The 23379-nt window shown below is 66.8% G+C and carries 13 protein-coding genes and 1 pseudogene; 4 read left to right on the top strand and 10 right to left on the bottom strand.

From position 1 onward, the window contains the following. Window positions 1-50: 50 nt before the first annotated feature. The 3 genes from D458_RS0121155 to D458_RS0121165 are packed head-to-tail and all read right to left on the bottom strand — an operon-like array spanning window position 51 to window position 2571. A complete protein-coding gene (locus D458_RS0121155) occupies window positions 51-1376 on the bottom strand; it encodes a hypothetical protein (RefSeq protein WP_017588738.1) in 1326 nt (441 codons plus the stop codon). Continuing rightward, window positions 1373-2179: a MarR family transcriptional regulator gene (locus D458_RS0121160; RefSeq protein ID WP_152521191.1), complete on the bottom strand. Its 807-nt coding sequence runs from the start codon at window positions 2177-2179 to the stop codon at window positions 1373-1375. Before D458_RS0121160 ends, D458_RS0121155 begins: the two co-directional genes overlap by 4 nt. Beyond that, entirely contained in the window at window positions 2176-2571 is a 396-nt protein-coding gene (locus D458_RS0121165; RefSeq protein WP_160168059.1) for a roadblock/LC7 domain-containing protein, read from the bottom strand. Before D458_RS0121165 ends, D458_RS0121160 begins: the two co-directional genes overlap by 4 nt. 664 nt (window positions 2572-3235) lie before the next feature. Between D458_RS0121165 and D458_RS36470 the strand changes: the two genes are divergently transcribed. The 3 genes from D458_RS36470 to D458_RS0121180 all read left to right on the top strand — a co-directional run bounded on the left by D458_RS36470 (window position 3236) and on the right by D458_RS0121180 (window position 6083). Beyond that, on the top strand, window positions 3236-4192 hold the full coding sequence (locus tag D458_RS36470; protein ID WP_239648022.1) for an XRE family transcriptional regulator: 957 nt from the start codon (window positions 3236-3238) through the stop codon (window positions 4190-4192). Further along, window positions 4192-4752, top strand: a complete 561-nt coding sequence (locus tag D458_RS0121175; RefSeq protein ID WP_017588742.1) for a flavoprotein — start codon at window positions 4192-4194, stop codon at window positions 4750-4752. The genes D458_RS36470 and D458_RS0121175 overlap by 1 nt, the downstream gene beginning before the upstream one ends. Window positions 4753-4817: 65 nt before the next feature. Further along, a complete protein-coding gene (locus D458_RS0121180) occupies window positions 4818-6083 on the top strand; it encodes a helix-turn-helix domain-containing protein (RefSeq protein ID WP_239648023.1) in 1266 nt (421 codons plus the stop codon). Here the strand turns inward: D458_RS0121180 and D458_RS0121185 are convergent. Then, window positions 6067-6702: an HAD family hydrolase gene (locus tag D458_RS0121185; RefSeq protein ID WP_017588744.1), complete on the bottom strand. Its 636-nt coding sequence runs from the start codon at window positions 6700-6702 to the stop codon at window positions 6067-6069. The two genes, D458_RS0121180 and D458_RS0121185, sit on opposite strands and share 17 nt — an antisense overlap. 117 nt (window positions 6703-6819) lie before the next feature. Beyond that, window positions 6820-7170: pseudogene (locus D458_RS38240) on the bottom strand (IS701 family transposase); the annotation flags it as partial. 1100 nt (window positions 7171-8270) lie between these two features. Here D458_RS38240 and D458_RS36475 point away from each other — a divergent pair. Next, window positions 8271-8909, top strand: coding sequence for a hypothetical protein (locus tag D458_RS36475; RefSeq protein WP_152521193.1), 639 nt, complete (start codon window positions 8271-8273; stop codon window positions 8907-8909). Between the two features lie 638 nt (window positions 8910-9547). On the opposite strand, the gene D458_RS0121205 is transcribed toward D458_RS36475, so the two are convergent. From D458_RS0121205 to D458_RS33895, 5 genes are all read right to left on the bottom strand, one after another. Then, window positions 9548-11080: a hypothetical protein gene (locus tag D458_RS0121205; protein ID WP_017588748.1), complete on the bottom strand. Its 1533-nt coding sequence runs from the start codon at window positions 11078-11080 to the stop codon at window positions 9548-9550. Between the two features lie 12 nt (window positions 11081-11092). Further along, window positions 11093-14440 carry a hypothetical protein gene (locus D458_RS0121210; protein WP_017588749.1) on the bottom strand — a complete coding sequence of 1116 codons (3348 nt, stop codon included), beginning with the start codon at window positions 14438-14440 and terminating at the stop codon, window positions 11093-11095. Then, complete coding sequence (locus tag D458_RS0121215) at window positions 14440-16422, bottom strand: hypothetical protein (protein ID WP_017588750.1); 1983 nt, start codon at window positions 16420-16422, stop codon at window positions 14440-14442. Before D458_RS0121215 ends, D458_RS0121210 begins: the two co-directional genes overlap by 1 nt. Window positions 16423-16438: 16 nt before the next feature. After that, a complete protein-coding gene (locus tag D458_RS0121220; RefSeq protein WP_152521194.1) occupies window positions 16439-20506 on the bottom strand; it encodes a DUF6603 domain-containing protein in 4068 nt (1355 codons plus the stop codon). Between the two features lie 2207 nt (window positions 20507-22713). Further along, the gene (locus tag D458_RS33895; protein WP_160168061.1) at window positions 22714-23220 is read right to left on the bottom strand and encodes an ISAs1 family transposase; all 507 of its coding nucleotides are present in this window, start codon (window positions 23218-23220) and stop codon (window positions 22714-22716) included. Window positions 23221-23379: the final 159 nt, after the last annotated feature.

A 23379-nucleotide genomic window follows, 5' to 3' on the forward strand; every position in this document is an offset into this window, starting at 1 on the left:
CATGGCGCGGTGACGCCTTCCATCTCGATGAAGGACAGGGGGAGTGGGGGTCAGAGGGTGAGCAGGTGGTTCATCCGTGCGGGGTCGTCCAGCCCGGCCGCCCACGCCGCGGCCCCCTCGGGGGTGGAGACGGTCTCGGCGAAACTGGTCAGGACGTGCTCGGGCAGGGCACCGCTCCAGTAGGCGGAGACGAATCCGCCGAAGGCTGAGGTGTACTGGCCGTGCCGGGCCCAGTAGGCCTCCCAGGCCCCGGCCAGGAACGCCGAGTCCAGCGCTCCGTTGGCTTGGCGCTGTTGGCGGATCTGGTCGCGCAGTGTCGAGGCCACCCAGGTGGAGGCCCCGGCGCCCTGTCCGGAGGCGTGCTCGACGGTCATCGTGGCGTCTCCGATGCCCACCACGGGTGTTCCGGCGATGGTGGTGACCGGTCGGCGCACCTGTGGGTGGACTTCGCGCACCAGCTCAGACCCTGGGATCACTTTCCCTTGGGTGCACAGCCCAGCGAGCTCGGGGGCGAGCGCGGGAAGCTGGTCCAACACGTGGGCCCAAGCCGCTTGGGCGTGCGCGCCGTGCCTGCGCGGTAGCCCCGCACCCGTCTCGGAGTCATCGCCCTGGGGTGTGAGGGCCGAGGTGGGGTCCAGTGGGTTGTGGGGGCGGGCCATGACCTGCACGCACAGGGCCGCGTACGGGGTGACATGCACGGGCGGGGCGTCCGGGGCGGACAGGGCTCGCACCTGGGAGGGGGCGAGGCCGTCGACGGTCAGGACGGGGTAGACCATGACCTCGCCCCATGGGCAGGTCAGCACCTCCGCCCGCTCGGGGAGCAGTTCGTCGGGTACAGCCAGGTGGACTTGGACGAGGACCCTGCCGGTGGCTCCACCGGTGCGGCCGGGGTCGGGTGAGAACAGGTGGCGCAGGTCGGAGTCGACTCCGGGGGCGACCACCACCAGATCGTGCAGGCGTGAGGAGGCGAACCCGGCCACATCGCCCGTGGTGCAGGTGCGCTCGTGCACCCGCCCGCCCCGGTTGGTGACGTGTTGGAGCCAGTAGGCACTCTTGAGTCGGTGATCGACCGCAACCGCTGCCCCCGGCAACGGCGCGGTGAAGGTGAACGCTTCACCCCCGGGTGGGGTCATGCGCATGCGCACCTGATGGGCGGGCGGCGCGGTGTGCTGCCACAACCCCAACCCCAACGCGAGTTCGGTGGCGTGCACCGAGGGCAGGGTGAGTTGGGTCAGCCCGGCGGGATTGCCCAGGATCTCGGGGGTGGAGTGGCGTGTGAACACGTCCACCCTCCACCCGTCGTCCAGCAAACCGGTGGCCAACGTGAGAGCGGAGTGTCCGGAACCGAACACCACCGCGCGCGGAGCCGGGCTCATCGGCCACCTCCGCTCATCAGCGCCGAGCACAGGTCCATGAGCGCCTCGCACGTGCCGCGTCCGTGTACGTCACCGATCACCACGGGAACACGCTGAGATAGGTCGAGGCAGGCGCGTACCACGTCGGTGTCCACCTCACCGTCGTCGCTCTCGTGAACCAGCACGACCACGGGTACACCGGCCTCATTCAGGGCCAGCAGGCTCTCACGGGTCGCGTCCAGTTCTCGCCTTGAGCCTTGGCTGACGACCACGGCCCCGAATGCCTCGCGGCACACGTCCCACCACAGCGGGCTCGCCCCGCCCAGGTCGCTGACCCCCAGAGCCAGCATGTCCAGGTCCGGGGCGAGGCGGGTGGTGGCGACCTCGATGCGGGGCGATTCCTGCAAGCACCACGGATCGTTACCAGAGAGCCTGGTCAACGCACTGTGGGTATGGTCTTGGCGGGTACTGACGATGAGCGTCTTGATCACCGAGACCGCGACTGGTACCGGGTGGGTGAGGGTGGCCCAGGTACGCAGTCGTTCGGCCCAGGCCGGGGCACGCACCACGCGCACCAGGTCCGCATCGGCCAGTTCGGTGACCACCACCCCGACCACGGCGGGGGAGTGGCCCATGCGTGCGGCCAGCTCAGCGACCGTCACCGCCCGCTCCAGCTCCCGAAACACCTGGAGACAGAGGCGGAACAGTTCGGGAAGATCGGGCTCATAGGAGATGGGGACGGCCGGATTGGCCTCGATCAACGAGTGCATGACCACTCCGGTGGAAGGGCGTACCAACAGCGCCGCGGGTGCCTGGGCACTCACCGCGGGACCCTTCGCTCGCGAAGGCCCTCAGCCCGCGAAGCCAGGTCTTCCTGAGGCAGCAGGGGCTCGGCCTGGATAGCGAATCGAGCCAGGGCGTAGGCGACTTGCTTCAACTCGTTGTCGGATCCACCAACGAACAAGCCCAGACCGAACGCGCTACCCAGCGGGGCCAGGACGAGCGCACCGGACTCGTAACGGATCACGATCGTCTCGGCTTCGCCGCGAGCGGTGAGCTTCCCGGCCCCGAGGGAGAGCAGCAGCACGTTGGTCAGGATGGCGGTGACGCTCTCCGCGCCGACCTGGTCCAGGTCTCCGGCGCGCAACAGGTGCAGTCCGTGGGTGCCGAACACCACCCCGTAGGAAGTTCCGGTCTCCTGGACCAACTGGTTCAACAGAAGTTGGAGGCCATCGTGGTGTTCGGAAGGCAGCTCTACGGTGTTCATCAAGCGCGGTGGCGTAGGGGTCGTGGTCGTCATGTCCAGCAGTGTCCGGCCCGCCGAGGGCTGGAACCTATGCGCACGCGGATAAGCGTCCTGTTCGATTTATGCGCCCTGTTCGATTCCTTGCCCCTGAAAAGCCCAAAGGTCCCGATGGCGGCGGTTCAACCCACGAAGAACGCCCGGCACGTGGAGGCTTCCCGGTTACGGTGGGCACATCTCGTTACACCCCCAGGTGGCGGAGGAACCCCCGATGCGTTGTGGAAACTGCGGACGAGCCCGCGACGGCCACCGTGGGGCCTGCGAGTGCGTTCCGGCGTGGGTATGGCGAGATCCCGAGGTCGTCGCCGCTGTCCGTGAGCACGACGCCCAACGAGTGATCCAGTTTCTTAGACTTCGTGTGAAAGGCCTGTCCCAGGAAGCCCTGGCACGGATGTGCGGGGTCGCGCAGAGCACCATCAACCGGGCCGAAGCCGGCAACGGACTCACCGACCGGCGTAAGGCCCACGAAGCGCTCCAAGGGCTCGGCGCTCCGCTTGAGAAACCTGTCACCGCGAGCGCTTCCTCGGGGGCGCCCCGCTCCCATCACCGCATTCCACAGGTGGGTCCCATCTTGAACGTGAACGAACTCGCACACACCCTGATCGGTCACGCGACACCGTCATCGAGCCCTTTGGAGTCCCCTGCCCTGACTGGTCTTTCTCGGGAGGTTCGGCGGGTCAAAACCGCCTACCAGGCATGCCGTTACACGGAGGCGGCCGGCCGTCTTCCCCGTATCCTGCGTCATCTGGGTCAAGAACCCTCCGCTCTGGAGGAGGAGACACGACACCTCTGGCTCCAGGTCAGGGCGGACGCCTACCACGTCACCGCGAGCGTGTTGCTCAAGTGCGACGAGCGAGGGCTGGCGTGGCTGGCGGCGGATCGCAGCCACCAGGCGGCGCAGGCCACCCAGGACCCCGTGCTGGTGGGCTCCAGCGTCAGGGTGTACGTCCGAGCCCTCATGCGTGAACGCCACTACCGAACAGCGGCTGACCTCGCGGTGAGCACCGCTGAGCAGCTGGGGCCCTCCACGAGTTCCTCCTCCACGGCATCAGCGGTCTCGGTGTACGGATCCCTGATGCTGATCGGCGCCGTGGCCGCGGCCAGACAGGAAGACCGTACGCGGACGCTCTCCCTGCTGAACGAGGCAGATCAAGCCGCTCGTCGCTTGGGCGGAGACCACAACCACCGCTGGACAGCTTTTGGCCCCACGAACGTGCTCCTGCACCGGGTGAGCACCGCGGTCGAACTCGGCGACGCCGGACAAGCCGTTCACCAAGTACGACAGATCGACACCACCCGGGTCGCCCCGGTCGAGCGCGAGGTCGTGCTGCACCTGGACACCGCACGCGCCTACACCCAGTGGGGAAAGCTTCGAGAGGCCTACGAGGCACTGACCACAGCGGAGCGGCTGGCCCCGGAAGAACTCAAGGAAAGGCCGATGGTGCACCGTCTCGTCGACGAGCTACGGACACGGTCGACCGGCCATCTCAAGCGCGACTTCGTCCACCTGGCCGACCGGGTGGGCGTGGTCTGATGCCCATCTCCACCACGCTCTACGTCGTCGTGTGCGCCGCAGGGCCGGCTGGACACGTCGACCGGCTGATCCGACCCGTGCAGGCTCGGGGTTGGCAGGTCCAGGCGATCGCCACGCCCGCCGCCGTGGACTTTTTCGACGTCGGCGCGATCGAGGAACTCACGGGCCGTCCCGTGCGCAGCCAGCACCGAGGACCGAACACACCGCGCTCGCCCAAGGCCGATGCCGTGGTCGTCGCCCCGGCCAGCTTCAACACGATCAACAAGCTCGCCGCGGGCATCGCCGACAACTATGCCCTGGACGTGCTGAACGAGACCATCGGACTGGGTGTGCCGGTCACGATCCTGCCCTTCGTGAACGCCGCCTACGCGGGTCGAGGCCCTTTCCGTAGAAGTGTGGCCGCGCTCGAAGAAGAGGGCGTGGGGGTGCTCATGGGGGAAGGCGGATTCGTTCCCCATCCGGCGGGCCAGGGCTCGGATGCCTTCGACCGGTTTCCCTGGGATGCCGCCTTGGAGGATGTGGAGGAGCGGATCAAAGACTCCGGGAACGGTGCGGTGTGAGGTGCGGCAACTGCGGGTGGGACCGGAGCGACCGGGCCAGGTCCTGTGAGTGCATCCCCTCGTGGGTGTGGCGCGACCCCGAGGTAGTCGCCGCCGTCCGTGAACGCGACGCGCGGAGGGTGATCCAGTTCCTCCGACGGCGGGTGAAGAACCTGTCCCAGGAGGCCTTGGCACGGATGTGCGGGGTCGCGCAGAGCACCATCACCCGAGCCGAATCCGGAAAAGGGCTCACCGACCCCCGCAAGGCCGTGGAGGCCCTCCACGGCCTTGGAGCCATGGAGTACGGCCCCACGAACGAAACGGCGGATCCGCTGGCTCCTGCGCCCCTGGTCCAGTCCGGGTCTTCAGATCACACCTCGGTGGCTGAGAAGACCCATGTCGAGCGGGAACGGCGCATCGCGTTGTTGGGGTCCCTCGTCAACCGATACGACCTTCCCGAAGACGGACGGGTACGGTCCCTGGGGAAGCTCCAACGCGAAGTCAGCACGATCATCCGATGCCGCCTGAACTCGCACTACAGCTGCCTCCTGGAACGCCTTCCAGCGCTTCTGCCCGAGCTGAGCCGAGCCCTGGGCACCCACCAGGGACAAGAACGCGCCCACGCCGCCAGACTGCTGGTCCAGGCCTATCGGGCGGCCGACGCGGTAGCGGACAAGTTCGGACTGCACGATCTCTCCGCCCGAACCATCCAGGTCCTCCTGTGGGCGGCGGACCAGACCGGCGACGACGTGACCCGAGCCGCCGCCGCGTACGTGAGAGGGGAAACCTTCTTCTGTACGCGCGAGCACGAAATCGGACGCCGCATGCTGGAACGCGCCGCTGAAGACTTCACCCTCTCGGACTCCCGTTCCTGGGCGGCCTACGGGGCGCTGCACATGCGAGCCGCCGTTTTCGCGGCTAAGGACAGCCAACCCCGGCAGGCCACCCTCCATCTGGCCGAAGCCTCCCTCGCGGCTCAGCACACCCGAGAGGCCGTCTACACCGGAACAGCGTTCGGACCCGCCTCGGTACGTATCCACCGGGTGACACTCGCCCTGGAATCCGAGGAGCCCGACCAAGCCCTCGCCGCGGCCTCGGGCTGGGTGCCGCCAAGAGAACTTCCCGCCGAACGGGCCTCGCATTACTTCATCGACGTGGCCCGTGCCCACAACCTCCTGGGGCGTCATGACGTCGTGCTGGCCAACCTCCACGAAGCATGGCGACGGGCCCCCGAGCACACCCGGCTCAACCCCCACGTACGCCGACTCTCAGGCCGTCTCCTGGCGACCGGCGTGACCAAACACGCGGCACGGCGGTTCGTCGCGATGACCGCCGTCAGCCCTGTTCAGTGATGAGGTGTGGGAGCTCCTCGATCGAGTCGATGACCCAGTCCGCGCACGCGCGTACTTGGGGGTCATCCGCCCACAGGTAGCCCCACGGGCCTCGGCGGATCAAAGCGGACCGCAGTCCGGCCGCGTGAGCGGGAATGACGTCGTTGTCGCGGTGGTCACCCACGTACACGATTTCGTGTGGTTCTCCGGGAGCCATGGCGACGACACGCTCGAAGAAGTCTGGATCGGGTTTGGCCACACCCCACTCTCCGGATGTGGCGACGGACTCCACTGGAAGATTCAGCTGGTGGAGGAATTCACCAGCACGGGCGGTCTGGTTACCCGCGATCCCCACCCAGAGCCCGGCGTCGCGCAGGGCCTGTAGCCCTGTCCGCACGTCGGCGTACAGGTCCGCTTCCTCGATGAGCTCGCCCTTTCCGGCCTCTTCACGCCGTTGGCGTTCGAGTGTCAGGTCGAAGCCGGGGCGGAAGTACTCGAAGGTCTCGGCGTTGTTGCGCCCTTCCGCGGTCACGGCACCCAACACGGCGGAGAAAGTGTGCTGCGGGACTCCCAGCCAGTCAGCCCACCGTGCCCACTCAGGGGTGTCATCGAGCAGGGTTTCGCCGACGTCGAACACCACAGAGCGAATCATGCTCTCCCGCACTTTCCAGACATCGCGTGCACAGAACTTCCGGCGACCAGCGTAGGGCTACTGGAGGGAGGTGCTGCCTAGTACGCCAGTTGTAGATCCGGTTTGTCATGATTCTCGGGCTGCTTGTCTGCGGTAGTGACAAGACCTGGCCCGTGCCTGGTGAGAACGTCTGAACACCGACCACGCCAGCACGTGCTCCACATCCGGAACGGAAGGGAACAGGGCGTTCAGCAAACGAACGATCTCGTTGCAGGTCAACACCACCAACCACTCCGGAACCGGATGCCGTCGAAGCTCAGACAGGCGACACACGGACACGAACGCGTAAGCGACCATTGCCAGCAGGCTCCACCGCTGCCAGGAGGTCCACGTCAGCACCTGGTGCTCGTCCAGCCCGGCCAGGCCCTTGCCCTGGGCGAAGGACTCCTCCACCCGCCACCGCCGTCCGGCCACCGCGTCATCACCCCCATTAAGCAGCCAGGTCAGGGGCCGCCACTGGCCCTGGACAACCGCGCCCTGAACAGACTCCAGCGGGGTGTGCACTGTCTGGGCGAGCGTGGGTTCGCGTTGCTGACCCAGCGGTGGCGACTCTTGCAGCACATCACTGCCAGCCCCAGCAAGATCGGAAATATCGCCAGAGCCGCTCTCGTGCTCACTCATTTCGAACGTGGGCGCCTGACATGGAACTTGCTGGGATCACCTCAGTGGGCGGTCCTGTGGTATGGCCTGCCCCGCCAAGGGCTTCACCTTCGTCGAGTGAGATCGGACCACACCATTTCGTGCTCGCTGGTGCTCTCTGTCTTTCGCTGTGGAAACCTCATTTCGATAAGTCTGACCTGCAAGATTTCCACATGAGTGGGGCGAAAGCGACGAATGGTAAAAAAGTCACTTTTATCTTATAGTGCATATTATTCAAACAGGGCTTGACTTGGGTCGTCCTCTGGTTAGCCTGTAGTTGTGCCTGTAAGGGGACTATGCCTTCAATGGTCGATGGGGCCTTCGAGACTCCAACTGCCCGCATTCGTTCGAACAGTATTCAAGGGTTCTTCGAGGTGGGGAACCTAGTGCCCATTCGAGGTTCCTGTCGCAAGATTGTAGATGAGTTCGTAACCCCCTCTTCGGTGTCAGCGTTGGTGAACCCAACGAGACATGAGGGCTCCTCTTGGGAAGCGCTGGCTTCCAGCGAGGATCCCGTCCTGCTTTCTCTGTGCCTGGTCATGTCGGGCTGACCCTCTGGAGATCGGGCGCGTGTTAATTGCGGGTAAGAGGAGTGGCGTGTTCCACGACTGGCGCACGTGGCTGGTACTTTCCTGGTTCTGCTGTTGCGGGCGATGCGGGACCCAGGATCCTCCACGTCGCCCGCGTCTCCAGAGGAACGGGTGGCATTGACGGGGCTGGGGTGTTTCTCTTGCGCAGCGTCGAAGAACCTGGAACCCGCTCCTTCGACCGCTTCCGCGTCTGGACCTCCATAGGGCGAAAAGCAAGAAATTCACAAGGGTGGGCAGGGTGGTCGGCTTGCTGCCGCCTCGCTCCAGGCCGAGATTCGGGAGTTCGGATTGGCAGATCGGGTTCTGGCTCAATCGATCGTCGACTACGGGGTCATTCAGTTCGGTGAGAACATGAAGAACAAGCATGACTCCCCTTCCTGTAAGTTTGACGTGAGGCGGCTCCTCGGAGCTCCCGATGTGATGTCTCATATCGGTGAGAAAATGGCATATCTGATCTCCCGGGAATGCTCGGCTTCTGCGGTCATGGGCGTATCGACATCGGGTATCCCCTGGGCGACGCTCGCAGGACTCTATGCACGGATGCCAGTGCTCTATGTTCGGAAATCTATCGAGCACAAGGTCAGCGACACACTGGTGGAGGGGATCAGGCCCGTCGACGGAAAGGTGGTCCTGATCGATGACCTCATATTCGCTGGAGAGGTGAAGAGGGGCACTATCGAACAGCTCCAGGAAGACGGTATCGAGGTGACCGATGTCGTGGTGGTCGTGGACCGCCAGCTGCAGCGGAAGAACGATGGCCCGAGTCTCCAGGAGCAGTTCGGAGTCAACCTTCACTCGCTTATCACCATGTCACAGGTGGTCGATTACATGCGAGAGGCCGATGTGATAACAGAGGGTTTCCTGGAAAGGCTTCGTGAAGACTATCGGCGATTCGAGCGTTGGCACATGCCCAGTTTCGCACGGTAGCGGCACCTGCTGGATATCCTCGGTGAGTTCTGTTTCCATGGGTTGTCGGAGGTCAGGGTCGCTCGCACGAGCACCCCGATCCCTCCGGGACTCGGGGTGAAGTGCTTCAGGGGGCGCCAACGCTGCTTCGGCTCGGCCGTCGCATGCTCACCCGGAGCTCGGGAATCGCGCAGTCGACGGTTGTGAGCATGGTCGTCGCTGCCCAGCGGGTCGGGGACTGATCGTTCCGGGGGCGCGGCCGGGCCCCTTCTGCCGCCACGTCCAGGAGGAGAAGTACTTCGGCCCGGGGCCGTCCCGCTCAGTCCGTGTCACCGCTGGGCGGCACCGCCACCGCGTTGCTGGGAGACGCTGCCGATCCGCCCACCCCGGACCTGACTGCTCTGGGCACTGACACCTTCCGTGACCACGGAGGGAACCCGCCTCGGCCTGTACTTCTTCGTGCCTGACAGCTGTCTGTTCGGGCACGCCAGCCTATTTCGTTGAAGGTGGGCTGCCCGAGCAGGAGTCTTCTGCGAATTCGAGCGACCATGTACTGACGCGGCCCGGTCCCGCGCACCGGTCGGGTTTGGACCGCACCGGGGCTGGAGGGCCCCATTTCTCCAGCCCCGGAATCATGCCGCGTTCGCCGGTAGAATCGGTTACGTCCGTCCGCCGAGAGGAAGCCAGTGAAAACGGACCAGAGCGATCTGTTCGCCGATATTATAACCGGATGCTTTCAGTCGACTCACGGAGAAACTCAGGATAACGGTTTTTCCCCTGGCTACGGGAATCAGCGGGGAGTAGGCCAGGTGTTGGCCCGGCAAGTTCTCAAAAACGAAGTTGGGGTATTTGTCTGAATTGTCATTTGTTGTTTCGCATTTGGGCCTAATGTATGAGATGAACTCGGTTTGTGTACTCGTTTGGGCGTATCCGAGCATCAACCCGTCGCTCTCGGCTGTGTATTCCATGTGGAGTGAATCGATTTCTTGCCCGGGTTGTCCGGCATGTATCTCGAAATTCCTGATGACCTCCCATTCCCCGAAGAGGCTGACATTGCCCTTGACCGTGAGGTCGCCGGTGGTCACGTGACCGTCCCCGTCCAGGGAGAACCGGGCCAGACCTGGGTCGAAACCGGAAGCGTCCGGGTCGTAACCGATGTTCTCCGGAGCGAGCACGGTCAGCCCTGAAGCCGTGGTGATACGGCCGTTGAACCTAATCTGGGTTGTTTCCGTGGTGGTCTTCTCACCGCGGATGATCGCGCCGGTGGAGAGGCTGCCGTCCTCCCAGACACGGAAGTTCTCACCTATCCGCACCCCGCGGCCTTGGTTTCCGTTGAGCGCGGTGACTTCCACGGGGTGTTCACCGCCCACAAGAACCCGATCTGCTCGAACCTGGTCTGCTTGAACCTGCCCTGCTCGGGCCAGGTCCGCTCGGACCTCGGTCGCGTCGACCACCGGCCGTGACACGGACACACCGCAGGTCGCGTAGGACTTGACGGAGGTCCCCGAGGCGTCGGAGAACTCCTCGATCAGCGTGAAGACAGCGTCGTCCGACAGGGTTCCGACCAGCCACTGGTAGGTGGGGTCGGGGGTCCCGGCCGCCACCACGGACCTGGGTGTGCTCTCCCCCGGAAGTCCCGCCAGTGAGTAGGCGCACCTCGGGTCCCCGTTCCACACCAGCCGGACCTTTTCGGAGGTGGTGACCCGTGGTTTCTCGGCGCGGAAGTCCAGCCTCTGGTGCGGTCGCTGCGCGGCGTCCCCACCCACTTTGGGCACAGAGAGCAGGGCCCGTCGTGGTTCCGTCTCGGTGCCGGACCACTCCAGGACCTCCAGTCGGGTGGTCCCGGGCTGTCCGTTGACCCGTACCCCGGTGAGGCTGAGGGTCAGGCCCTCCCCGCCGGTCCTGGCTCCCTTGAAGGTCGCGTACTGGTACCCGGGTGTGGCGAGTACCGTCTCGGGGGTGATCGTGTCCAGGGACCAGTTCTGCGAACTGGCCGAGGGCACGACTGCGCCCAGAGCCGGGGTCAACGCCTGGGAGGTGTCGCCGACCCGGACACCGATCATGATCCGGGTGACGTCCACGGGGTCCTGGCCTCCGTTGGAGACCACGATGTGCAGGTCCGCGCTCCCCTGGGTGGTCAGCGGGGAAGGTGTGCAGACGAGTGAGTAGTCCAGTCGGGTTTCCTCGGGCATCTTCGTCCTTTCTCAGCGGGAGGAGGGGGTGGGCAGTACTGCCAGGAGTCCGTTTCGCAGGGGTGGGGTCGGGGTGAACGCCGCCTGTTCGTTGGCGGGAGCGGTCGGCCACCACTTCCAGGTGCCCCCGGGTTCATGCTCCGCCCATTCCCAGGTCTGGGCGGGGCTCTCCCCGACCGGTAGGAGCACGGAGGCGCCGTTCTGGGGCGCGAGCAGCGGAGCCACCCGGAAGAAGGCGGGCATCGTCGACAGCGGGGCCGCGCACCGGTCGGGGAGGCGGACCGAGACCTGCGGGAGGATCCCGGTCGTGGCGTGTACGGGGGTGTGGGCGTCCATGAGAAGGGTGAGCGTGGTCTCCGACGTGCCGTCGGCGCGCAGGAGGAGGTCGTGCCCCTCAGCGGGGTGCACCCAGATACCGGGGGCGGCGTTCACACCGTGGAAGGGACCGCCGGGCCGGGCGACGTCGGTGTAGCCGACGAGCCCGTCGGTGGTGCGCTCGGGCTCGCCCAGGCGCACCGCCCACGGGTAGGACGGGTAGGCGGCGCCGGTGCCGTGGCCGCGGCGGCTCGGCAGGATGCTGCGCCAGCTCGGGTCGAACAGTGGCGGCCCGTCGAGTTCCAGACGGAGCCTGGCTCGAACCACCGCGAGGGGGCGTCCGATCAGTTCCAGGTGGGTGTGGCCGCTGCTGTTACCCGTACTGGTCACGGCCGCCGCCGTGGTGATCTGCTGCCACATCTCGTCGAAGTGCTGTGAGCTTTCGAGGGTGCTGAGCAGGCGGAGCAGGGCGGGACCGGGTGGTCGGGGGCCGTGGTTCTGGGGGGAACGCCAGCCGGGAGGTGTGGGAAGCTCGCTGGCGGCCGAACCCACTTGACGCAGGGGCTTGCCGTCCGCGGCGAAGGCCATGAGGGTGCGGTCCAGGTGGTTGGGCACCAGCCAACCGTGCACGGGCTGGGTCAGGCCGTGGTCGTCCACCCGTCGCTCGGGTTCGGCGGTGTCCAGCAGGTCGAAGGAGAGTCGTGCCGCTTGGAGCAGGCGCGGTTGCGTCCTGATGAACTGGTCCCGGGCACGGGGCCGCGCCGGATCCCGGCTGTCGAGCCGTTCGGAGACGTCCACGGTGACTTGGTCGCGGTTGTCGGGGGTGACCAGGGGCAGTGCCTGACCGAACCGGTCGACCAGGGTCAGCCGGGTGAACACGAAACGGGTCGCCCGGGTCTGGGCCATACGGTGGACCGGCTCGGTGAAGGGCAGGGGGAGCGGGCCCAGGTCGGGCACACGGCGCACTCCGCGACCGGTGAGCGCGGCCGTTCCGGGCGGGGGCGCCGGCGCCAGCCCCGGTGTACGCAGCGCGAGCCGGTCCGTGAAACCCGTCAGCGGCTGGGCCAGCACACGCCATCGCTCGATGGAGGAGGAGAACTCCTCGATGCGTGCGCGAATCGGCTCGTCGAGCTGTGGGTGCTGTTCGGCGTAGCGTGTGAGTTGGGAACGGAAGACCTTCGGCGCACCGGTGTCCACGGGCTGTCGTCCGCTCAGGAGCAGTGGGTCGCCGTGATCCGGTTCGGTTTCCTCGCGCAGGTACCGGTTGCCGTCGAACCGCCAGCCGGGGTCGTCTGCGCCCGTGCACGGTACCGGGTGGACCTCCACCTCCCATTCCAGGTACAGCGGCTGCCAGGGCGCGTGCCAGGCGGGGCCGGACACGACGCAGCGCCCGCACTGCACCAGGATGGCCTCGGCGAGTTCGGGGCTCTCGGACCAGGCCGGAGACAGATCCGGGAGGTTTTCCTCCGTGGCCTGGACGAAGCCCGGCTCCCTGGTGAACCGGCACCCCTGGGTTTCGGGCGCGGCCGGTGCGAGCTCGACGTCGGTGGTGGGCAGGGTCAGCAGGGCGACCGGGTCCGCCGCCCGGTGGAAGGCCGGTTTCTCCGAGCGCTCCACGGTCCAGGAGGAAGGGACGGCCCGGGCGCGCCGGTACTCCGCGACGGCCTGTTCCAGGGGCCGGTCCGGCCCCTCCACCGGCATCTGGGAGGCCAGTCGGGTGATCCGGGCTTCGGTCTGGCGGATGCGCGCGGCCACCGTGCCCGGCCGGAGGGGGTCGAGTTCCTGGTCGAAGTCGGCCCGGTCCAGGCCCGAGGGCAGGGCGGGACGGCCCCGGGCGAACCAGAGCGCGTAGGCCTCCCAGCGGGCAGAGGCGAGTTCGCGCCTGGCGGTGTCGAGCTGGTCCTGGAGGGAGTTGAGTTCGGCGGCCAGCTTTGCGGCCCCGGTGGCGTCCTCGTCCGCGTCGACGGTCCACCGGTGTCCTCCGGAGAAGGGGAGGAAGGCGGAGGAGAACTGGCGCTGGGCGGTGGTGAAGGCGCCGTCGGTATCGTCCGAGGCGGGCAGGTGTCCGAATCCCAGGTGCCGCAGCGCCTCGGCCTGGCCGTGATCGAGGGCCTGGTCACCGAGGGAGGGTGAGCTCAGGGCGGCGAGGAAGGCGTCGACGGCGGTCGGTCCCACCGCGATACCGACGTCGTCGGGGTCGGGTACCGCGTTCGTGCCGATTCCGGGTGACCAGGGCACGCCGTGGACGGCTCCGCCGTACACCGACCGGCCGTGCCCGGTTAGGGGTTGTCCCGGAGAGGCCAGGTGCCATCCCGCGTCTTGCAGTGCTCGGTCCAACCCCGCGTCGCTGTTGAGCGGATCGAGTCGGGGGTCGGAGTACCAGCCGACGACACCGTAGTTCAGCCGCAGGTCGGGCCCCGTCCCGCCGGGGGTGTCCAGCCCGGCGAGAGTGTCGTGGAAGGACAGCACGTCGGGGTGGTAGGGCTGGTAGGCGGTGAAGGCGGGAAGTCCGGGGCCGAGCGCGGTCAGGGGCTCGGGCAGGTCGTGCCCGGGGTCCTCCTGTCGCAGGCGCGGCCAGTCGACCAGCCGGGCGGCCCGGCCGATCCGGGTCAGCCGCCAGCTGTCCCCGTGTCCGACGACGTAGGGCGCGCTGCCCCGCTCCGGGTGGCTGTAGTCGCTCTCCACGATCCACGCCTCCGGCGGCAGGGGGTTCCCGGCGTTGGTGCCGGTGCGGGTGACCAGCCACCGGTTGGGCACGGCGGGGAAGGTGACCGCGGTCGAGCCGGGGCCGACGCCCGGTCGGCCGTGGCGGAGCGCGGCGGGTAGCGTCCACTGGACGTACACGCCGTCGCTGTCCTTCCTGGAACGGAACTCGGCGTCTGCGCCCGCGAAGGGTTCGTGTTCGGGGTCCAGCCGGAGCGCGGTGAGGTGGAAGTTCGGTGTCCTGCGTTCGAAGGCCGTCTCTGACCGGGTCACGGGCGTGACCGGTAGTGCGTGCACGCTGATCGGGACGTGCACCCCGTTGATCGGCTCCTGGGGGTTCATCAGTGCTGCTCCTGCGGGGGGGTGCCGAAGTACTGCCGGAAGGGGGATCGGATGAGTTGGACCGCGAGCTGGGAGGAGGTGGGTGCCGGCTCAGAGCACGCCTTAGCGGCCAGGGCGGTCAGATTCAGGGTGCGGTCGTGTGCCGAACGCATCAGGGGAGCCAGACTCACCCTCTGTCCGGTGTCCTCCCCGTCCGGGCCGCGCACCACCGTCTGGAGGCCGTCGTCTCCCCGGGTGAAACCGAAGTGCAGGCCGTGCGCGGGTTCGGCCAACTCCACCCAGGTGACGGCGGAACCGCTGTCGAAGAGGCAGAGGAGGACGTCGTTGGCGAGGGCACGGCGGCGTACGGTGACCGGCCCTTCCGCACTTCCGGCGTTGACGTGCAGGGTTGGCCAGTCGGCGACCAGCTGGGAGCGGATCAGCAGACCGGTGCGGTGATCGGCTCCCGTGTCCAGCCCGGTGAGCGTGCGTCCCCGCTGCAGGGTTGCGGCGGTCAGCGCCTCGATGGTGCTCCGGAGACCGGAGCTGCTGGCACTGACCTCTGCGGCACCGGTGATCAATTCCTGTACCCAGGTCTCGTCCACGTGGAAGAAGCGCAGTGTCTCGGCGGGCAGCATCCGGGGGTCGGGCACCAGGTGGCAGAAGGGTACGCCGCGCAACTGGAACAGATCGGCTGCCAGGAGTTCGGCGGCCGCTGTCACGTCGGCGGGGGAGTGGGCGGGGGCTGTGGGTGGTGCGGGCGGTCGGGCCGGGGCTGGCGCCGGATTTTTCGTGACCGCGCGGTGCGTGTGCAGGGCCGCGCCCAGATCGCGGGCGGCACCGCTGGTCAGGAGGGTGTGGAACTGCTCCTGATGGGTCCGGGGAGCGCGCGACGGTGTGCGCTGCGTTGCCTGGCCCGCGGCCAGAATGTCGGCCCGGCCCAGCGCGATCGTGCGCCCCAGGGCTCGGGCGTCCGCATAGCCGAGGTCGGAGGCGGGACGTGTTCCGGTACGCGGTTGCAGGGGACCGCCGTAGCACGGTGGTGCTCCGGATTCGTCGTCCAGGAGTGCGGGAGAGAGGTGGACGCGTACGGCCCCCGTGCGGGGCGTCTCCGCTTCCGGCGTGCCGGGGACGGAGACGGGGGGAGCGCTGAACTGTCCCCCGGTGGTCCGGCACTCTCCGACGAGCTCTCGGAGTACGGCCCCGAACCCGGGGCCCGTGTCCGGGGCACAGTTGAACGACCAGGAGTGCAGGGACACCAGGCGCACGTGGACGGGGGAGTCCGAGGTCAGATTCTCGGCCATCGTGTGCACCCCCTCCAACGACACCAGGTGCGCGGCCTGGGCCACCGTCCCCGAGGCGGGCGCCGCGGGGAGGCGGCCGGCCACCAGCACGGCGCAGTCCTGGGGCAGCACGGACACACCGTCGCTGTAGGGCGTGCTCGAGGTACGCACGTGTGCGAGATAGCTCAGGTCGGCGGGGGTGGGCAGTACACGGCGCAACAGCGGCGTCGGAATCCGGACGGTCTGGCAGGTGAGGGCGCCCTCCTCGGCCGTGGTCTGCAGGTTGGGAACGGCGCAGCTGGTGTCGGCGAGCCACTCCCGGACCGTGGTCCGGGTGGTGCGGCCCTGGGCACCAGGGTCGTCGGGGAGCTCACGGGCATCGAAGAGCAGGAGCGCCAACCACGGAGGGGGCGGCCAGGGCTGGCTTTCCTCCATGAGTCCGAGGCCGCGTTCCCACGGCAGAGTGAGCCGGGAGAGCGTGGCGTGCGGCAGCACCGTGTCGTAGGAACCGGTAGAGGACGGTGGCGGGTACACCCTGGCGACCAGCCCCGGGTCGAGGCGAAAGCGCGGTGCGGTGACCTGGATCTCCTGTTGCGTGGACCCTTGGCGGGGATCGTTGCCGGTGGTGATCCCGTACTCGGCGGTGACCCTGTAGCGGCCCGCGGAAAGGGAGGGGACGGCGGCGTCGGCCATGCTCAGGGTCGCCGTGTTGTGAGACAAAGCAGCGAGTCCTTCTCTAGTTCAGGAACGGGAGGGCGGCCGTGGGTTCGGTGGTGGCACTGAGCACGGAGGCCGACAGGTCGAGCTCGTAGATTCGCGCGGCGTCGGCCACGGTGCAGGTCAGTCCGAGGATCTGGTCCCGGACCAGGTCATGGCCTGGTCCGGTCTCCTCCATCGCCCCCCACAGAGCGGCGGGGACCGACCCGGTCGCCACCGTGGTGGTCCAGCACTCGACCTCCTCGGCGGTCAGGTTCTGCCACTGTCCGTCGCGTGATGCCTCGATGCGTACGGAGTGGTAGCCACCGGTGGTCTGGACCCCCATCGGGCGGACGCAGACCGGAGATGGGGCGGCACCCGCGACGGGGACGTCCCGGTTGCAGAACCCGACCCGTGCGGCCGGTACCGCGCACCGCATGCTGAAGGAGAACCCGTGAGCAGCCACGGTCCAGACCGAGTCACTCCGATGCGGTTGAGTGTCGGTTCCGTGCGCTTCGGTACCCAGGCCCGCCAGCGGGGTGAGGAGCAGGTGCTGTTCGGGAAGGAGCTTCTGACTGAATTCCTCCCAGCTCAAACGCTGTGCCAACGCGCCCTGGGGCGGTGCACCGAAGTTGACGTGGAAGGAAATGACGGTCCAGTCGATGGTGACCCGGCCGCCGGTGGGCGGACCGTACAGGTCCACGTCCACGCTGAAGTGTGCGCCCAGGGTGATGTCCCAGCCGAAGACGCTGAACGTGTACTCCACACCGATGCTGACCGAGACACCGACGTCGAAGTGGAAGGGCGCCCAGGCGATCAGGATGTGCGCGGCCAGGTCCAGCCAGGCGTGCAGTCCGCCGGATCGATAGGAGACGTTGAGGGCGCCGCCCGCCATGATGGCCCGGGGCGTCAGCGCGAAGTAGGCGTCCCCGTGGACGACCACACCGGTCGCGGGGGTCCAGTCGATCGCGACCCGGTCGACCTTGGGGTAGTGGTCCGGTACGGGGTAGCCGTCCGGATATCCGCCGATGCTGAGCACGAAGTCCCCGCCGTGCGGGCCCGACATCCACGTGTAGAGAGCCAGCCCGCCGGTGACCCGGCAGTCCTTGGACACGACGTAGGTCTTGTCGGTCAATCGCGCTTCGGCGGAGAACAGGTGCTGTGAACGCAGATAGCCCACGCGCAGATCCATGTCGGCGACCGCGTAGAGGGTGGCCGGGGCTGCCCCGGGCACGTCCTTGGCGGAGGGGAAGGTGGCGTTGGCGTGCCCGATGAGGGTGATGCTCAGATCGTCACCAAGCCCCACGGCCAGTACGGCCTCACCGCTGATCATCTCGAAGGCGGTGAAGGTCAGGCCTGCGGCGGCCCAGAACTCCCCTGCCGCGGGCACCAGCCAGGCGTCATCGCCCTCGCCGCGCAGTTGTTCCAGCAGGGCTGTCTGGCGTTCGGTCACAGCGGAAGCAGGATCCGTGCCGCCCTTCGGGGCCTGCCCCTCCCCTTCGGTACTGGCCTCCGCGGGTTTGGTCTCTTCGGTCCCGGACTCCGAGACCTCGGCCTTCGCACCCGCCGTTCCCTCGGTACCGCCGGTGTCGTCCTTCGTGCCCTCGGCACCGTCCTTGGTGTTCTCGGGGGCGGTGTCGGTCATGGCCGTCAGGAGGGGGAAGGAATCGACCTCGGTGATCGCGGGTACGCGCAGCCGGCTGTTGTATCCGAAGCCGCCCATAAGGCCGGTGACCACGAAGACGGGGGGTTCACCGAACTTGATGCCGAGGCGACCGATCACGTCCAGGGAGAACCATCCGGCCCTGGCGTGCTGGTAGCTGCCCACGGCCTCCAGGGAGAACTTGGTGGCCGAGACGTTGACCGTACCGCCCAGGCGCACGTCGAACTCGTCGTCGGCGGGCCAGCGCTCGAATCCGCCGCTGAGCGTCAGGGGAGGGCGGGAGTAGGCGACGGTCAGGCCGTCCAGCATCGGCTCCGGGGTGAACTGGCCCGCACGCAGTTCCGCCGGGGAGAAGCCCAACCCCAGGCCGTCCGTCTGGGCGCTGAGCCCTGCGAAGGCGAGCCCGGCGTCGAACATCAGCCAGAGTTTGCGGTCGTGGTGGCCCAGCCCGATCTTGCGCAGGTCGAGAGGGCCGAGTTGGCGCCGGACGTCTTTCCACGACACCGAGGGCTCCGAGTCGCCACCGCTGGCCGTGCCTTCGCCCTCGTCAGAGGAGGTCGCGCCGGAGGAACTCTTCTGGACCGGGGAGTCGTCCGAGGTACCGGTGCCGGTCCCCTTCACCTCGGGGGCGTCCGCCGCGGGGATGCTTCGGGGACCGGTGTCGGCCTCCGCGTCCGACCCGCCGCCCAGGTTCAGGTCCACACGGCTGTCGGACTGTCCGGGCAGCGTCAGAGTGAGGGACAGGCATGTGGCGGGGGTCCTGCCCTCCGACGGCTCCGGGAGAGTGAGCGTCTCCGGAAGCGCGGTGTTGATCCGTCGCACCGTCTCGGCGTCGAGCCGGGGCCGGGTCAGTGTCAGGTCGGCTCGGCTCACTCCGGCGTCCAGGTCCGAGGGGATCAACTGGCCGACCATCGGGAGGTGGGACGCGGTCAGGCTGGACCCCAGGCTCGCCCGGGTGAGGAGAGCCAGTGCCGTGCCCGGGGTCTGGGAACCGTTTGCTGCCGGGTGGTCGAGGGCCACGGCGACGGACACCGGGTCGGAGAGCACCGCGAGGGTGAGGGTGCTGCCTCCGGGGGATTGCGTCCCGGGGTGTTTGGTGTAACCCAGGGAGAGCTCCGTGACCACCGGCAGGAGTTCGTCGGGGAGGTCGGCCCCGGGGTGCAGGGCGCGGACGACCGCGCCGAGGTTGACACCGCTCTCGTCCTTCCAGGAAAGATCGATGCGCTCTCCCGACCCGCGGGAGGCGTCGCCCCTCCAGGTCATGGGGTGTGGGGTTCCGTCGATCACGACCGGCAGGACCACGGTGAGGTCCGCTCGTTCGGCGGCGCCCCGGGTGATGTCCAGTTCGCAGGTGCTGCCTTGGGGCAGGACGGACCAACGCCCCGAGCACCGCACGGAGAACTCGCCCTTCTCCGTGCTCGCCTCAAGGTGCAGTTCGGTCAGTTCCACGTCACCGAGCACATGACCCAGGTCGGTGCCGTGCCCGGCTCGCGCCCAGTCCTGGACGGCTGACGCGTTCGGGCGCAGGAGCTTTCCCCGGAGGTGCCAGTTGTCCCGGGAGTGTTCCAGGGTGGTGTCCACACGCAGTGCCCCCAGCAGGGCGGTGCCCTGGGCGGTCGCCCTGATCTGCTTGCGACCTTCGTCTGACGGCGCGCTTTCGGGCGGTGTCTCGGCACCGCCCTTCCCCGCGGCGTCTTCCTCGGTGGGGTGAGCCTCCTCTCGGGTGATGGTGAAACGCGGATCCCGGACGCCGACCCCGTCGAGGAGTTTCCAGGTGCCGGACATGTTGAGCTGTGCTGACCACGTACCGGCCCGGGCGTCGCCCGTGACCGAGGCCGAGACCACGTCCAGGTCCGGCAACCCCTGGAAGGCGGAGAAGGCGGATTCGGACAGTCGTGTGGCGGCTGGACCACCCGCTTCACCCGGCGGGGTGGGGGGCATCTCGATGAGGTCCGCGCCGAATTCCCCTTGGGGCAGGGTGCAGTCGGCGAAGAGACGCAGACCGCCGAAGTCCAGCGCCCCCTTGAGCGTCACGCGGGTGGTGGGGGAGGCCCCGGAGAGGTCGATGTTGACGACGGCTCCGGGGTTACGCATGACGATCGGCTCGGGTGCCTCGAAGAGGGTCAGCGGCTGCGAGACGTCCAGGAGGAGCCCTACCGACGTGAGCTTGTGGTCGTTCGGGTCCAGCCGGAGTTGGCAGGAGAGGGTGGACGCGGTGCTGGGGAAGTTCCGCTGCTCTCCGAGCGACCAGTGCGCACCGTTCCGGGCCTGGGCCGGGACGAACGGCAGGGACATGACGTCCAAGGCTTTGTAGAAGGCGAAATTCTCGCACGCGAGGACGGAGTCCTCTCCGTCGTAGAGGAGTTCCAGCCCGCCCGCTCCTGGAAAGAAGACGCCGACCCGCTCATAAGCGGTCACCTCCTCCTCGGCAGATGTGGCGCACACGACCGCGATCGCGTGGAATTCTTCTTCTTCGAAGAGTCCACGGAGAAAGGAAAGGTTGGTCTTTCCGTTCTTCGGCGAGGTGAATTCCCAGTCGGAGAGGTGGAACTTCAGCAGCGCAGACGCCTCCCCATCTCCCTCCGTGATCTCCAGGGAAGCTATCACGGGGTGATCTTGGGACAGGGGTGTCACCTCCGCCTCATAAAAGGAGGGGGTGGCGCTTGGTCCCCCAAAGGAGGGGGCAGCGCTTGGTCCCCTGTCTGCTCTGATGAAGCGGGCTGCGTTGCCTTTGAGGTAGCTCGCCAGTTCCTTCTGTGCCTTCTGCGGAACCACATCTTCCGGGAGTCCTAGGGGTGTCTCTCCGGAGCTGTCTCCCAAAAGGTTTTCCGGCATGCTTCTCCTGCTAGGGGTGTCAGGGAAATTCTGGAGGGAGGTTGGAAGATAGCAGCAAGAAAAATTTCGGGTCAAGCGAAGTATTAAGGATGTGCAACGGTTCCTTATTGGCACCTGTCGTGTCCGAACATTTTGCTCTTCCTTGGCACTCTTGTGGGAAAGTCTATTGATTTAAAAGGATCGCCTGGATTGTCCGTAAAACTCCGGACTCTTTCGATGGGTTGGGCAGGTGTTCGGATTCGGGGTACTTCCGTGGACTGCATGGTTGGCGCCCCCTATGGCGCTGCTGAGCGTGGCCCGCAACACCCGGAAGAGCTGTCTGTTGCCGGGTTGGGCGCCTCCAATGCGTGGTTGGGTGCCATCCATGCTTGGCTGTCCTTCGCGCTGATCGGTGCGTACAGGCTGTTCATAGGGGCGTTCCGTGCGGCGGTCAGGTACGTACGCAGCCAGCCCTCAATGGAGGGGCAACTACCCCTGCCGGCGGATCCGAAGACACGCCGGAGGCAGATGAGATGACGGCTGTCGACAACGAGAGTCTCTGGAACTGCCTCCATGGTGTGCCCGCACCGAATGCCTATGCCTCAAGCAGAGACTCCTGGACTGAGGACGAATTCGAAACTTATGTATGAACATAAGATTTTTGGTCAATCTGCTCGGTTTTTGTGATCTGTCAGCGTCACGCCCCGTTTGGCGGCCTTCCCGATCTCGTGGCGGAGTGCCCGATGACGATTCTTCGAGCCCGACAGGTGCCCGAAGCCAGGCAGGAGGATTTCGGTGCACTGGTCGAGCAGCCCACCCGCGCTCGGATGTGGTGAAGCCCTCGCTGAAACCGGCCCGGGATGGATCGGCTCGGCCGGACCGACCGTGCCCAAGGGCTTTGCGGGTCCTCAACGAACGGGCGGCGATCACTAGCCACGTCCACCGGTCAGCGGCCTCGGGCGAGCGGCCCTTCGGGGCGCCCTGGCGAACGTTTCAGGCCACGGCACTGGACGTCCACAGCCAGCACGATTCGGCCGTCTGCCGTCCGGGGCAAAGGCGGATCGGCCGACGGGTGCCGCAGTCTGTAAGTGGCTGTCTGGTGATTTCGCACCACGCAAACATCAACCCCTGCGAACTCATTCAAGTAGGCTTTCTAAGGGCGACTTGCGGGCGCTCGTCCTTTATGCGCCATCGGGTTTGACATTTCCTCGGCTCAGGAGGTTTCTGGTCGCGGAACATAGAGAAGATCGGATCGGGGAAATGCCCCTGAATACGAACACGAGGAGACCGGTGCGTCGCATTATCGCCACTCTCGTTCTGACCGCAGCCGCCTGCGGAGCGCTGGCCGCGCCCGCCGCCGCCGAGAAGGTCATCACTATGGAGGAGTGCTTCCTGGGAGGAGGAACCCTCAAGGGTCACGATTCCCTCGGTATGGTCTGCGACGGAGGCGAACACGATGGTGCTGTGGTGATTTTTTAACTAATTCTGTGCCTCGCAGAACCGGCCAATGATGGCACCCCATGCGGCGCCATCTGGCCCCTGGTGTCGCCGGTTCCCCGCCTCCACATCGGGGCGGGGATTTCTGTCTCACAGGGCGTGAGCCAATCCTCAGCCGCCGTCTCACCCCGGCGGGCTCATCGCCGAACCCGTCTCGTGCCAGGACTCTCTGCTCCAGGCCCTCGCACGTGTACCCGACCCACGCGGACTCTGCGGACGACGCCACCCGCTGGTCCGGAACCCAAGGGTTCACCGCGATCGGCCAATAGGCCGCCAAGAGCACCACCCATACACTCACTATCCTGGGCATGACCCGGGGAATCGCCAGGGCTCCGGCAAAGTCAGGTCTGTAGGAGTCTGAGTGGGCGAGCCTCGTCGCGGATCATGTGATGGTTGGCCTGGGCGATGTTGTCGAACCCGGCCGCTCTGAGCAGCCCGATCGCGGTGTTGCGCAGGGTCGCCATGACCTGGGCAGCGCTGCCCGTGCGCACCTGGGAGCGGTCCTCGTCATAGGTGACATCCCGGACGTGATGAAGCTTGTTCTCGATGCCCCAGTGCTGGCGAACCCATCCGGCCAGCACCAACGCAGGCGCAGCGCGGTGGTCAGCCGAGGTGCTCAGGTAGACGACCTCGACACTCTTGCGTTTGGGTGAGCCCTTGGACTTCTTGCGCCAGGTGGTACGGCGCACCTGGGCGACCTGGGTCGCGCCTTCGAAGGTGATCCACGCCGGGACCTGGGCGGTCTTGATGGTGCGGGTCTCTTTGCGGCCGTGTCCGGTATCGCGTGTGGTGTGTGCGGGCACGTGCTTCCACGGCACCTTGCTCGAACAATAACCGAAGGTTGCCAATCTGCGACTCCTCGAGCCACGAGGGGATGAAAAATACCGCCAATCTTTACTTTTTCTTCGGGTCTTCTCTGATCTGTAAATATAGGTCCGATTTAATACATTCAGCAATAAACCTCCGAGTTCGTATTCAGCTTCTGACTGTCAGCCATCCCTCGTATA

Source organism: Nocardiopsis ganjiahuensis DSM 45031 (assembly GCF_000341085.1).
GTDB classification, from domain to species: Bacteria; Actinomycetota; Actinomycetes; order Streptosporangiales; family Streptosporangiaceae; genus Nocardiopsis; species Nocardiopsis ganjiahuensis.